13 protein-coding genes are annotated in these 12,408 nt (G+C 71.6%); 5 read left to right on the forward strand and 8 right to left on the reverse strand.

The features are described 5' to 3' along the window. Positions 1-133: 133 nt before the first annotated feature. Complete coding sequence (locus ABD329_RS07800; RefSeq protein ID WP_198275502.1) at positions 134-1,057, forward strand: MerR family transcriptional regulator; 924 nt, start codon at positions 134-136, stop codon at positions 1,055-1,057. Here the strand turns inward: ABD329_RS07800 and ABD329_RS07805 are convergent. After that, on the reverse strand, positions 1,054-1,710 hold the full coding sequence (locus ABD329_RS07805; protein WP_198275501.1) for a maleylpyruvate isomerase N-terminal domain-containing protein: 657 nt from the start codon (positions 1,708-1,710) through the stop codon (positions 1,054-1,056). The genes ABD329_RS07800 and ABD329_RS07805 overlap by 4 nt on opposite strands. Before the next feature lie 143 nt (positions 1,711-1,853). Continuing rightward, positions 1,854-2,318: an RrF2 family transcriptional regulator gene (locus ABD329_RS07810; RefSeq protein ID WP_086883838.1), complete on the reverse strand. Its 465-nt coding sequence runs from the start codon at positions 2,316-2,318 to the stop codon at positions 1,854-1,856. A 220-nt stretch (positions 2,319-2,538) separates the two neighbouring features. Between ABD329_RS07810 and ABD329_RS07815 the strand changes: the two genes are divergently transcribed. Beyond that, positions 2,539-5,301: an FAD/NAD(P)-binding protein gene (locus ABD329_RS07815; protein WP_198275500.1), complete on the forward strand. Its 2,763-nt coding sequence runs from the start codon at positions 2,539-2,541 to the stop codon at positions 5,299-5,301. 267 nt (positions 5,302-5,568) lie between these two features. Continuing rightward, the gene (locus ABD329_RS07820; protein WP_198275499.1) at positions 5,569-6,087 is read left to right on the forward strand and encodes a lytic polysaccharide monooxygenase auxiliary activity family 9 protein; all 519 of its coding nucleotides are present in this window, start codon (positions 5,569-5,571) and stop codon (positions 6,085-6,087) included. Between the two features lie 101 nt (positions 6,088-6,188). Here ABD329_RS07820 and ABD329_RS07825 read toward each other — a convergent pair whose 3' ends face one another. Then, positions 6,189-7,412 (reverse strand): DUF418 domain-containing protein, encoded by a 1,224-nt coding sequence (locus ABD329_RS07825; RefSeq protein ID WP_198275498.1) that lies wholly within the window; start codon positions 7,410-7,412, stop codon positions 6,189-6,191. Between the two features lie 164 nt (positions 7,413-7,576). Here ABD329_RS07825 and ABD329_RS07830 point away from each other — a divergent pair, with 164 nt between their 5' ends. After that, complete coding sequence (locus ABD329_RS07830; protein WP_198275497.1) at positions 7,577-8,359, forward strand: TetR/AcrR family transcriptional regulator; 783 nt, start codon at positions 7,577-7,579, stop codon at positions 8,357-8,359. On the opposite strand, the gene ABD329_RS07835 is transcribed toward ABD329_RS07830, so the two are convergent. From ABD329_RS07835 to ABD329_RS48175, 5 genes are all read right to left on the reverse strand, one after another. Continuing rightward, positions 8,356-8,865: an ATP-binding protein gene (locus ABD329_RS07835; protein ID WP_198275496.1), complete on the reverse strand. Its 510-nt coding sequence runs from the start codon at positions 8,863-8,865 to the stop codon at positions 8,356-8,358. The two genes, ABD329_RS07830 and ABD329_RS07835, sit on opposite strands and share 4 nt — an antisense overlap. Positions 8,866-8,954: 89 nt before the next feature. Further along, positions 8,955-9,989, reverse strand: a complete 1,035-nt coding sequence (locus tag ABD329_RS07840; RefSeq protein WP_198275495.1) for an ABC transporter substrate-binding protein — start codon at positions 9,987-9,989, stop codon at positions 8,955-8,957. Positions 9,990-10,092: 103 nt separating this feature from the next. Further along, positions 10,093-10,884 (reverse strand): ABC transporter ATP-binding protein, encoded by a 792-nt coding sequence (locus ABD329_RS07845; RefSeq protein ID WP_198275494.1) that lies wholly within the window; start codon positions 10,882-10,884, stop codon positions 10,093-10,095. Further along, a complete protein-coding gene (locus ABD329_RS07850) occupies positions 10,857-11,666 on the reverse strand; it encodes an ABC transporter permease (protein ID WP_198275493.1) in 810 nt (269 codons plus the stop codon). Before ABD329_RS07850 ends, ABD329_RS07845 begins: the two co-directional genes overlap by 28 nt. Positions 11,667-11,791: 125 nt before the next feature. Continuing rightward, entirely contained in the window at positions 11,792-11,875 is an 84-nt protein-coding gene (locus ABD329_RS48175) for a putative leader peptide (RefSeq protein ID WP_350203233.1), read from the reverse strand. Positions 11,876-11,976: 101 nt separating this feature from the next. On the opposite strand from ABD329_RS48175, the gene ABD329_RS07855 reads away from it, so the two are divergent. Further along, the gene (locus ABD329_RS07855) at positions 11,977-12,396 is read left to right on the forward strand and encodes a YjbQ family protein (protein ID WP_198275492.1); all 420 of its coding nucleotides are present in this window, start codon (positions 11,977-11,979) and stop codon (positions 12,394-12,396) included. The last annotated feature ends 12 nt before the right edge of the window (positions 12,397-12,408 follow it).

Consider the following 12,408-nt stretch of genomic DNA (forward strand, 5'->3'; position numbering starts at 1 on the left):
GGCCTGAGCCGGTCGATCAGGTCCGCAACCGCGGGCACCGCGGACGTGGCGGTGGGTATGGGGTTGCACCTTCCGTAGCGGCATGTGGTCCGGTGGACTGACGTCCCGATCCCTTGAGGAAAGGTCCCTGCTCATGCGTTCGTCCTTCATGCCACCCCGCCAGGTCAAGATCGGTGACGCGGCGGCCTTCGTCGGCATCACGCCACGGGCGATTCGCCATTACCACGCGATCGGCCTGCTCCCCGAGCCTGAGCGGGGCGGCGACGACCGGCGCCGCTACGGGTACGAGGACATGATCCGCCTGCTGTGGATTCGCAAGATGGCCGACGCCGGGATCCCCCTGGACGACATCCGTGACGCCTTTACCACCGGCATGGCTTCCACCGGTGCGGACAGCGGAGACGGTATCGCCGACATCCTGGAGCGGTTGGACGAAACCCTCGCCGAGCAGGAGGCGGAATTGCGGCGGCAACGGACCGCCGTGCAGCGGATGCGCACCGAAGGCAGCCGGATGGGCCTGCTCTCCGACTTCGTCACCGAACGCCTCAAGAGCCTGCCCGAGGGCTCCCTCCGTCAGGCCGACTTGGACAGTCTGCTGGTCACTGAGCGCATCTTCGGCCCGCTCGGCGCCGCCCTCCAGGCCACCCGCTTCGTCGCCCTGGCCACGCATCCCGCTCTGCGGGAGGATTCCGACCGCATCGATGACGCCGAGGAGGCACTCGATGACAGTGTCGCCGTCGATGATCCACGGGTGGCTCAAGTGGCCGTCGAGCGGCACGCCTTCGAATGCGCCCTCCAAGCCGTCATCGAGGAGTCCGGCCTGGACAAGGACGACGATGCCCTCTGCGACGCCTGGGACACTTTGCACCCCGCTACCGCCGAGGACGGCGAGGACGGGGCCGACCGCAGCTCTGGCCGGCGGGAGGCCGACTCCATGAGCGTGCTCGAGGCCATCGGCAAGATGCCCTACGACTTCTCCCCAGCCCGCCTGCGCTGTATGGAACTGGCCGAAGAGCTATCCGCCCAGGACTCACCCGCTACCTGGAGCAGGGGCTAGCCGAGGACGAGCGGGAGCTTCGCGGCCAGATCGCCCAGGTCGGCCCGCTCTTCCGCGGTCGGGGCCCGTCGTCCGGTGCCGACCAGCAGCGTGTCCCGGTCGGACCATGACGAGGGGAACGCCGCCCCGGCGATCCTCTCCAGCATCTCTCGCGCCCCGGCGAGGCTTTCGGCGGGAGGGCCCGCCACGCCCGGGAGGTGGGCGATCAGGTCGAGATGGTGCAGGGTCCACTCCATGACGTACGCGGAGAGGTAGTCGCCCGCGGTGAGCACCACATCGCGGGTGCCGACCCGGACGGCCGGGTCGGCGAGCCCGGCCGCGCGTCCGGCGGCGGAGCCCACGTCGTCGAGGTGGAACTTCAGCAGCCACGGGTCCTCGTACGCGGCGGCCAGCCGGACGATCAGCGCGTCGAGCGGATCGTCGCCGGTCGGTGGCGTGTCGGCCACCTCCCAGTAGGACACCGCGTCGCGCGTGGGTTCCGCGTCGGTGGGGGTCGCCAGGGTGATCAGGACGTCCTGCGCGTCGATGACCAGGTGGCACACCAGGTCCCGTACGAGCCAGCCGGCACAGCCGGAGGGCCGTGCGAAGTCCTCGTCCGGGAGCTCGGCGACCGCCGTGAGCAACGCCGTCCACGAGCGTGAGAAGAGATCCACGGCCGCAAGCTAGCAGCGCGCGGCCCGCCCCGCGACCGATTTCTTCCCCGTCCCGCGACCGATTTCTCCCCCGTCCCGTGAACGCCCAACTGGGGCCCGGAAGCGGGGGATTGGCGGGGCGCCGACGCCATCGGCCCGGCCCGTCAGGTGTCGTAGTGGCGTACGTCGTCGAGGTATTCGCGCGCCCGCTCCTGGACCAGCGGGGGCAGTTCCCCGGCGGCCAGATCCGCGAAGGTGGTCTTCTCCAGCACCTGCCGCAGACTCGCCCGCACCGCGCGCCACACATCCGGCAGCACCGCCGCCGCCCCCGGGTACTCCAGACCGCTGAGGCCCACGTCCCGCACATTGGCCAGCGGGCCGTCGATGGCGCGGATCGCGTCGGCGAGGGTGATCTCCTTCGCCGGGCGCGCCAGCAGATATCCGCCTTCCGGGCCCCGCACACTGCGCACCAGATGGGCCAGGCGCAGCTCGCGCAGGATGCCGAAGAGGAAACGCAGGGGGATGTCCTGCCGGGTCGCCACCTGTTCGGCGGTCAGGGGTGAGCCCTCCGCGGCCGCCAGTTCGGCCATCGCCCGGACGGCATAGTCCGACTTGGCTGTGATCCGCACCAGGGCAAGTTATCACGCACGTCCGTTTCATGGGGTCGGGCCCCATACCACCGGCTTGGGCATCCACCCTGGTGGCGGTCGAGGTCGCCGCGTTGTTCCGCCATGAGTTCACCAAGTTCATTGAATTGGTGAACTTAGATGGCTACGGTACCGGTTGCGTGAGCGGGGCATCGATCCTTTCCCGCTCCGCCGCCGGTTCCGGGGAAGCAGGAGGTATCGCATGGCGTCGCCAGAGCCGTGTAGCACGTCAGGGCCGTGTACGAGGACCGTCGCCGTCGTGGGGGCGGGGGCCGCGGGCGCGCTGGTGGCGATCCAGCTCTGCGAGACCGCGGCACGCCGCCGTGTCCCGTTCGAACTCCTGCTGATCGACCCGGCCCCGGAGGCCGGCCGTGGTGTCGCCTACTCCACCCTCGACCGGCGCCACCGCCTCAACGTGGTGGCGGGCAGGATGAGCTGTTACCCCGACGATCCCGGACACTTCGTGCGATGGCTCTGCCACCACGGCGAACCGGGCGTGCGGAGCGGCGACTTCGCGGAGCGCTACCGCTACGGCGCCTACCTCGCCGACACCCTCGGCCGGGCCATCATGGCGGCGCAGGGTGTGGTCACCGTCCGCCGGCTGCGCACCCGGGCCACCGGCTGCCACTGGACCACTCTCCCCGGCGGGGACCCGCGGGCCCGGCTGGAGCTCGCCGACGGCCGTACCGTCGAGGCGCACCGCGTGGTGCTGGCCACCGGGCCGTCCCGCGCCTCCTCCGCCTGGGCCCCCGAGGAGCTGCGCGGCAGTGACCGCTTCATCACCGACCCCTGGGCGCCGGGCGCCCTGGACGCCGCCCTCCAGGACGGGCAGAAGGAGGATGTGCTCCTCGTCGGCACCGGGCTGACCTCGGTGGACATCGCCATGACGCTCGACCGCCCCGGCCGCACGGTGCACGGCGTGTCCCGTGGCGGAAGGCTGCCGCAGGCGCATGCGGTGGACCCGCTGCCCGCCGCCGCGTGCGCGACGCCGCTGCGCGGTCTCTCCCTGGCGGCGCTGCGGGCCGCGGTACGTCAGCACATCGGCCGTGTCATGCGCACCCACGGCGACTGGCGGCCCGCGGTGGACGGACTGCGCCCGGTCACGGCCGAGATCTGGGCGTCGATGTCCACGGCGGAACGGGCCGAGTTCGTGGAGCAGGACGGCTCGTTGTGGAACACCCACCGCCACCGCATGCCCCCGGCCACCGCCGAGGCGGTCGGGCGCATGCGCCGCGCCCGGCGGATGCGGACGTACCAGGGGCGGCTCGCCTCCGCGTCGGCCCGGCCCGACGGATCCCTGACCGTGTCCCTCACCACGGGCGACGGCCCGCGCACGCTGCCGGTGGGCTGGGTGGTGGACTGTACGGGGCCGGGCCTGCGGCTCTCCGACACGGCCGACCCGCTGTGGCGCAGCCTGCTCGACCAGGGCGCCGCGCTGCCCGGCCCGCTCAGCATGGGCGTCGCCACCGATCACGGGCGGCTGCGCGGCGCGGACGGCGGCACCACACGTCCCCTGTGGACCCTCGGCGCGCCCCGCCGCGGCGAGTTGTGGGAGACCACCGCCATCCCGGAGATCCGGGCACAGGCCGCCACCATCGCCGAGGCCGTCCTCGGCCCCTGGACGGCCCCCGCGCCGCCCGCCACCGGCGGCGGCACGGCCCGGCGCCGGACACGCCGGCCCACGGACACCTCGGGCCTCCCCCTCAGCACCCACGCGGCCGCCGCCACCGCCTACCGCCTCGGTGTGGACCGGCTGCTGAAGGTCCGTACCGGGGCCGCGCAGGCGCTCCGCCGCTCCGTGGCGCTCGACCCCGGATTCGCCCTCGGCCACGCCGCGCTCGCGCTCATCGGCCATGAGTGCGGGGCCGACGTGGATGTCCCGCGCGCCCTGGCCGACGCCCGGCGCGCGGTGCGCGAGCGCGCCGACGCCCACGAACGCTCCTTCGTGGACGTCGTCTCCCGACGTGTCCTGCACCCGCCCGCGGACGGCGACGCCGCCCTCCTGCGCCACTTGGCGGACTACCCGGGTGACGCGCTGGCGCTCGCCGTCGCCGTGCCCACCATCGCCTTCTCCGGTCTGCGCGATCTCGACGGCACCACCGCGCTCCGCGTGGTCGAGCGCACCGCCCCGGCACACGGGGAAGGCTGGTTCCACACCTCCCTGCTCGCCTTCATGCGTCAGGAGCAGGGGCGTTATGACGAGGCCGGAGTCCTGGCCGAGCGGGCCCTGGCCGCCGAACCCGCCTCCGGCCACGCCATGCACGCCCTCGCCCATGCGCACTACGAGTCCGGTGACCATCGGACGGGCCGTGTGCGGCTCGAACGATGGCTGGCCCACCAGGGCCGGGGCGGAACGCACCGCGCCCACTTCTCCTGGCACGCCGCCCTGCACGACCTCGCACTCGAGGACACGGCGGCGGTGCGCCGCCGGTGGGCGGAGCAACTGTCGCCCGGGAAGGTGTACGGGGTCCGCGCCCTGGTCGACTCCGGCTCCCTGCTGTGGCGCGCCCGGCTGGCGGGCGCGTGGCAGGGCCCGTTCCCGATCGGCGACGTCCTGGACACGGCGCCCGCGGACGTCCTGGAGCGTCCGGCCACCGCGTTCGTCGCGCTGCACTCCGCCATCGCCCTCACCGCCGCGGACGACCTCCCGGGGCTGCGGCGGCTGCGCGTCCACGCCCTGCGCGCCGATGAGGTGCAGCGAAGCGTCATCGCCCCGCTGTGCGCGGCGTTCGAGGACATCCTGGAGGAGCGCTGGGCCGACGCGGCGCGCGGATTGGAGCGACTCCTGCCACGGCTCCCCGGCGTGGGCGGCAGCGCCGCGCAGCGCGAGATCGTGGAGGAGGCCCTGCTGTACGCGCTGGTGTCCGCGGGCCGGTGCGAGGCGGCCCGGGATCGCCTGGCGGAGCGGCTGGACCGCCGTTCCTCTCCCCACGACCGGCGACGGCTGACGGCCCTCTCCTCCTGACAAGCGCCCCGGGCCGGATTCCCGGACCGGGTTCCCGGCCCGGGGCGGTGACGTGTGAGGGGATGACAGTGGACCAGACCACTTCCGTCCCATGTCTTGACCGTGAACGGACAGCGGGTATGGTCTAGACCTAGCGCGGCGCTGATTCACGGCCGCCCCTCGCGGCCCATGAAGCGTTCCGTGCAGCCACCCCCCACATCCCCCCACATCCTCACCTTCGGCAAGGACTTCCCGTCTGGCGTGGGGCCTCGCCGTGAAGGAGTTGGCATGAACATGAAACGGAAGTTGGCGGTTGTCGTCGGCGCGGGGATAGCCCCCATGATCGCTCTGAGCCTCCCCGCGAGCGAGGCGAGCGCGCACGGCTACATCTCCACCCCGCCGAGCCGCCAGGCCCAGTGTGCGGCCGGGACCGTGCCCTGCGGCGACATCAAGTACGAGCCGCAGAGCGTCGAGGGCCCCAAGGGGCTGACGAGTTGCAGCGGTGGCAACGCGAAGTTCTCCGAACTCGACGACGACGGCAAGGGCTGGACGGTCACGCCCATCCCGTCCAAGGCCGACTTCACCTGGAAACTGACCGCGCGTCACGCGACCAACACCTGGCAGTACTTCGTCGGCGGCCAGAAGATCGCGGAGATCAACGACGGCGGGGCGCAGCCGGGCGAGACCGTCACCCATCAGGTGGACTTCGGCAGCCTGAAGGGCAAGCAGAAGGTTCTCGCGGTCTGGAACATCGCGGACACCGCCAACGCCTTCTACGCCTGCATCGATGTGAACATCGGCGGCTGAACGCGGGCGGTTGAACGAACCCGGTTGAACGCCGAAGGCCGGTCGCCCCTGGGGCGGCCGGCCTTCGGTGTCGCCGCGTCCGCGGTGCGCATGGCGCCCGGCTATCGGGGGCCGTACGTAAGCCTCCGCAGCAGCTTTTCGGCGGGCCCCGGAAGCGACCGGCGCTGGAGGAGACAGGCCCCGGCCACCGTGGCGAGCCAGATCAGGACGGCGCTCAGAAACGCGGCGAGCGTCGGGCTGCCGCTCCGCTCTCCGAGCGCGAGGGCGAACGGGGAGAGCAGCACGACCCACGCGAGGGACTGGAACAGATAGCCGCTCAGCGACCGCTGGCCCAGGGCCGCCAGCGCCTCCACGGGAAGCTTCCCTCCCGAGGCGGCGCGGGACTTCGACAGGCGCAGGGCGAGGAGCCCGAAGAGCGCCACATATCCCGGGCCGCCGAACTGGCCGCTCACTTCGTACAGGCTCAGGAACGCGTCCGCGGTGGCGTCGTCGACATGCACGAAACCGCCGCTGACCAGGCCGATCGGCACCCCGCCCGCGAAGGCGATCCCGAGTGCGACCGACGCGGTGCGGACCAGCAGCCGCCGATGGCGGGCCGGGTCCTCCAGGACGCCACGGCGCGCGGCCCACGCGCCCAGCCAGACGATCACGATGAACGGCAGGACGGTCAGCGTGTGGATCGGCCACTCGCCGAGCCGGTCGGTCACGGAGGTCAGGTAGTCGGGGGCCGAGAGTGAAGCGACGTCGTCCGTCGGTACGGCGGCGGATCCCGGCCCGCTGTGGGTGGCCCGGTACACGGCCACGGCCGCCAGGGCGGCGGCGTACACCACCGTGCACCCCCAGAGCCACAGCACGACGCGCTGCACACGTTCGCCGCGGCGCAGGAGCAGCAGGGTGAAGACGATGCCGACGATGCCGTAGGCCCCCAGGAAATCACCGAAGTTGAGCAGCGCGGCATGGACGAGGCCGAACGCGATGAGCCACGCGTTGCGCTTCAGCAGCACGGAGCGGGCCGCACCGGGCCCGGACCCCTCCGCGTCCTGTCTGCGGGTGAGCTGCACCAGCCCGTAGCCGAACATCACGGCGAACATCGGATAGGCCCGGGCGTGCACGAAGACGAACATGAAGAGGTTGAACGGGCGCTCCCAGCCGTGTGGCGACGCCTCGGCGCCCGGCTGGTTGCCGAAGGCGGCCACCGCGGCGTTCGCGAGCGCGATGAACAGCAGCATGGAGCCCCGCGCCAGATCGGGGGCCAGGGCCCGTTCGGTCCGGCGGACGGGGCCCCGTGCGGGGCCCGGGGCGTGGGCCTGCGTTATGGCTGTCACCTGGATCTCTCTCCGTCCTGACATGAGGGCCCAGCGGGCAAGGGGCATGGGCGAGCCCTCGACGCCCAGGCTTAGTATAAGGCATAATCTATATGACAGATACTAAGTAGCGGTAGGCCATGATGTACCTGGTGAGCAACCGAGGTACGAGAAGGAGAAGCGCCATGTCGGCCGAGCAGGAGGAGGCGCCCGCCGAGCTGGCCCGCCTGTGGAGGCTCCCGGTCTCGGCCTCGGGCCTGGGCCGGCCCGCCGCGCTCGACACCGAGCGCGTGGTACGGACGGGAGTGGAACTGGCGGACCGCGACGGACTGACGGGCGCGACGCTGCCGAAGATCGCGAAGGAGCTGGGCGTCTCCCCGATGTCCCTCTACCGCCATGTGGGATCCAAGGACGAGCTCCTGGTCCTCATGCGGGACCTGGCGCTCGGCTCTCCGCCCGAGGTCGAGACCGCGCCGGACCGGTGGCGTGCGGGGCTACGGCAGTGGACCGTCGCCCAGCGGCTGGTCCACCACGACCGGCCGTGGCTCCCCCGCCTGCCCATCGCGGGGCCGCCGATGGGGCCTCATGAGATCGCCTGGATGGAGGCGGGCCTGAGCGCGCTGAGCGGCACGGAGCTGGACTGGGCCGCGAAGGTCGGCAGTCTGACCCTGCTCAGCGGCTATGTGCGCCACGCCTCCCTGCTGTCCCAGGAACACGCGCAGGGCAGGAGCGAAACGGGACTGAGCCAGGAGGAGACCGAGCGGGCCTACGGCAGGACCCTGGCGCGGCTCATCACCCCGGACCGATTTCCGCAGGTGGCGCTGTTGTTCTCGTCGGGCCTGTTCGAGTCGGCGCCCGAGGGGGCCTACGACGATCCGGCGACCGACCATGACTTCGTCTTCGGGCTCGAGCGCGTCCTCGACGGGATCGCCGCGGCGGTGGATGGCGCGCGGGCGGGGACGGGCTAGGACAGGGCAGGTGGCGTTGGCGTAGTGCGAGCGCACGGAGAGGGTCGATTCGGTGTCGGTGCGGTGGCACGTCCCGACCCCCGTCCTCTTCGGGCGATGACCGCGGTCACGGTCTTGCCCCCCGGCTCCTCGCTGACGGTCGTGGCCGTGGCCATGCCGCTGATCATCGGCCAGCCGAAACCGCCGGTCTCGCCGCGGACATCCGGAGCGCGCCGGTGCGGCGGTACCCGGCTGGCATCGCCGACGGCGATGGTGATGGCGTCAGGGTCGGCCGACACGCGCAGTGAGCAGAACCGGCCGCCCGAGTGCCGTACGGCATTGGTGACCAGCTCCGAGACGACCAGCATCACCGCGTCGGCGGCGCCCTGATCGGGCGCCGGACGCAGTCCTTCCAGAAAGGTGCTGGTGAGATGTCGTGCGTGCGCGGCCGCTTCGGGGCGGCATTCCAGGGTCTCCCGCACCGCGGACGGCGAGGCGGCCGTCCGCTGGGCCGTGGCGGTGTGCATGACGCTCACCTCGTTTCATCGGGTATGTATCGCGCGGCTGGCGGTTTCCACGCGCTTACCCGATGCGGCGCTCCCGAAAAGGGGCGTCTTCAGGATCCCTTTCCGTAGGTGCGCGGTGCGGAGGTGGAGGGCGGCAGACCGCCGTTGAAACGGGTGTCGACATAGTCGGCGAACGTGTAGCGGCGCGGGGTGAGCTTCAGCTTCGCGAAGGTGTCCGCGATCTCCTGCTCCGAGGCGACGGCGGGCTTGTCGACGGCGACGTACACCCGGGTGCCGTTGGTCCGCTTCACCGAGTCCAGCGCCACCTGGTACGGCAGCCCGGTCTCCTTGCCCCACACCTTGGCCCACTCCTCGGGGTGCCTGTAGACCCAGTCCTGGGCCCGGCGCAGCCGCCCGAGATAGTCCTTGATGACCTTGACCTTCTTCGCGTCCTTCAGGGAGGAGGGGTTGGCCACCTGGAAGTTGAGGCCGTTGACCACGCCCTGGCCCGTGGTGAGGACCCGCGCGTCCGACTGGCGCAGCGCCTGGGAGGTGTACGGGTCCCAGACGGCCCAGGCGTCCACCTTGCCGCGGGTGAAGGCGGCCAGGGCGTCGGCGGGCTGGAGGAAGCTGACCTTGACGTCCTTGATCGAGAGCCCGGCCTTGGCGAGCGAGGCGACCAGTTGGTAGTGGGCCGAGCTGCCCTGTGCGACCGCCACCGACTTGCCCTTGAGGTCGGCCGTCCTCTTCACCGGCGACCCCTTCTTGACCAGGAGCGCCTCCCCGTCGGACGTGCCGTGCTTGGCGGCCACGACCTTGATGTGGGACTTGGCGGCCGCGGCGAAGACCGGCGGGGTGTTGCCGACCCCGCCGATGTCCACGGCCTTGGCGCTCACGGCCTCCAGGATCGGCGGGCCGGAGGTGAACGTCGACCACTTGATCTTGTAGGGGAGATCCTTGAGCTGCCCGGCGGCGCGCAGCACCGCCTCGTCATTGCCCTTCTGGTCACCCACGTTGAGGGTCACATCGCCCTTGCCGTCGGTGTTGCCGGAGGAGCCGGAGTTGTTCTGCGCGTGCGAGCTGACGCAGGCGGACAGCAGCAGGGCGAGGGGGAGGGACAGGGCGGGGACGATACGCCGTCTCATGTCAGCAGGGTCCGTTCGGGAGGTACGGGAAGTTCTTGGGTGTTTCGGAACGCGCTCGGCGGTGCGGGCCGGGTCCGGCCGTTCGCGCTGGACCGGGCGCCCGTCAGGCGACCTTGTGGACGGCGGCCGGTTCGGGCGCCGTCACACCCAGCCGGTCCAGCAGCTCGGTGCGCAGCTCGGCGAGGAGTGGATCGGCGATGTCGCGCGGCCGGTCCCGGTCCACCCGGATCTGATGCGCGATGACGCCCCCGTCCATCACCAGGACGCGGTCGGCGAGCAGCAGTGCCTCCTCCACGTCATGCGTGACCAGCAGCACCGCGCAGCCACGCCGCTGCCACAGCTCGGCCACCAGCTGCTGGGCGGTGATCCGGGTGAGCGCGTCCAGCGCGCCGAACGGCTCGTCCAGCAGCAGCAGATCGGGCTCGCGCACCAGCGCACGGGCGAGCGAGGCGCGCTGGGCCTCGCCGCCGGAGAGGGTCTTGGGCCAGGCGTCGAGGCGATGGCCGAGCCCGACCTCCTTCAGCGCCCGCTCGGCCACGGCCCGCCCGGGGCGGCCGTCCAGCCCGAGCAGCACATTGCGCCACACCCGCTTCCAGGGCATCAGCCGGGGTGCCTGGAAGGCGACGGCCTTGCGGCGCGGCACCAGCACCTCGCCCTCGATCTCCCGGTCCAGCCCGGCGAGCACCCGCAGCAGGGTGGACTTGCCGCAGCCGCTGCGGCCGAGCAGCGCCACGAACTCGCCCGCCGGTACGTCCAGTTCGAGGTCGTCGATGACCGCTCGGCCGTCGAACGAGCGGGTCAGCGAGCGCACCCGCACCGCGGTACCGCCGCTCTCCTCCCCCTTCTCCAACCCCTTCTCCAGGGAGTTCACTTGCCGGTGAAGTTCGGTCGCCATTGCAGCAGCAGCCTCTCCAGAGTGCGGACGATGAAATCGGCGAGCAGGCCGAGGGCGGCGTAGACGATCAGGCAGACCACGATCACATCGGTCTGGAAGAACTCCCGTGCGCGGTTGAGCAGAAAGCCGATCCCGTCATCGGCGTTGATGGTTTCGCCGAAGACCAGCGCCAGCCAGGCGGTGGCGAGGGAGTAGCGCAGCCCGGTCATCGCGCCGGGGAGCGCCCCGGGCAGCACCACATGGCGGATCAGCCCCCAGCGGCCGAGCCCGAGCGAGTTCCCGGCCTCGATGAGCTGGGCGTCCACGCCGCGGATGCCCGCGTAGACGTTCAGATAGAGATGGAAGGTGACGCCCAGTGCGATGAGCGCGATCTTCGGGGCCTCGCCGATGCCCATCCAGATGATGAACAGCGGGATCATGCCGACCCAGGGGATGCTGCGCAGCATCTGCACGCTCGCGTCGACGAGGTCCTCGCCGAGCCGGGAGAGTCCGGAGACCAGCGCGAGCGAGATGCCGATGACACCGCCGAGCGCCAGCCCGATCAGCACCCGCTGTACGGACACCAGCATGGCGTGCGGGAGGGTGCCGTCCTTGAGCAGGTCGGAGGCGGTACCGGCGATGGTGCCGGGGGAGGCCAGGGTGTCGGAGGGCAGCACACCGGTGGCGCTGGACACCTGCCAGAGCACCAGCAGCAGAAGGGGTCCGGTCGTACGGCGCAGCCATCGCGGCACGGTGCGGCGGCGCGCGGAGAGCGGCACGACCGGTTCGAGAACCGGGGACATGGGGACTCCACGAAGGGGTACGCCTCGACGCCCGTACAGGCGCGTACCCACCGTGGGACACGGCGATCAGCACGGCACGGCGGAACGAGACCGAGGCGAGGAGGGAGAGAAGGGGGGAGGAAAGGTCAGCGGAGGCCGGGACACGCGGCGGACGCCACCCGCAGCAGGTCGATATGACCGCGCGTGGTGAGCAGGGCTGACGTAGACATGCCCTCGAAGCTAGCGAGGACGTCCGGAACCGGTCAACGGTGTCTTGCCCCTCGGACCTTTGTTGCGGGAGTTTTACGCGACGGCGTATCAGGATGGTCCCATGAGCACATTCCGTACCCACACCATCAGCGTCAGCACCGGATCCACCGAGACCGTCGCCGACCTCACCGCCGACTGCGAGGCGTATCTGCGCGAGGTGGCGGGCGGCGGCGACGGCCTGCTCAACGTCTTCGTACCGCACGCCACGGCCGGGATCGCCATCCTGGAGACGGGCGCCGGCAGCGACACCGACCTGCTCGCCGCCCTCCGCGACCTCCTCCCCGCCGACGACCGCTGGCGCCACCGCCACGGCAGCCCCGGCCACGGCCGCGACCACGTCCTCCCGGCCTTCGTACCCCCGCACGCCACCATTCCGGTCATCGGCGGCAGCCTGGGCTTGGGCACCTGGCAGTCGGTGTGCCTGGTCGACACCAACCGGGACAACCCAGACCGTCAGGTGAGGCTGAGCTTCCTGGGCTGACATGGGCTGACA

Origin of the sequence: Streptomyces javensis (genome assembly GCF_039525925.1) — a bacterium.
Lineage (GTDB): Bacteria > Actinomycetota > Actinomycetes > Streptomycetales > Streptomycetaceae > Streptomyces > Streptomyces asiaticus.

Coding starts and splice junctions, on each gene's coding strand:
- ABD329_RS07800 (WP_198275502.1), top strand. CDS start 134: ATGCGTTCGTCCTTCATGCCACCCCGCCAGGTCAAGATCGGTGACGCG.
- ABD329_RS07815 (WP_198275500.1), top strand. CDS start 2,539: ATGGCGTCGCCAGAGCCGTGTAGCACGTCAGGGCCGTGTACGAGGACC.
- ABD329_RS07820 (WP_198275499.1), top strand. CDS start 5,569: ATGAACATGAAACGGAAGTTGGCGGTTGTCGTCGGCGCGGGGATAGCC.
- ABD329_RS07830 (WP_198275497.1), top strand. CDS start 7,577: ATGTCGGCCGAGCAGGAGGAGGCGCCCGCCGAGCTGGCCCGCCTGTGG.
- ABD329_RS07835 (WP_198275496.1), bottom strand. CDS start 8,865: ATGCACACCGCCACGGCCCAGCGGACGGCCGCCTCGCCGTCCGCGGTG.
- ABD329_RS07840 (WP_198275495.1), bottom strand. CDS start 9,989: ATGAGACGGCGTATCGTCCCCGCCCTGTCCCTCCCCCTCGCCCTGCTG.
- ABD329_RS07845 (WP_198275494.1), bottom strand. CDS start 10,884: ATGGCGACCGAACTTCACCGGCAAGTGAACTCCCTGGAGAAGGGGTTG.
- ABD329_RS07850 (WP_198275493.1), bottom strand. CDS start 11,666: ATGTCCCCGGTTCTCGAACCGGTCGTGCCGCTCTCCGCGCGCCGCCGC.
- ABD329_RS48175 (WP_350203233.1), bottom strand. CDS start 11,875: ATGTCTACGTCAGCCCTGCTCACCACGCGCGGTCATATCGACCTGCTG.
- ABD329_RS07855 (WP_198275492.1), top strand. CDS start 11,977: ATGAGCACATTCCGTACCCACACCATCAGCGTCAGCACCGGATCCACC.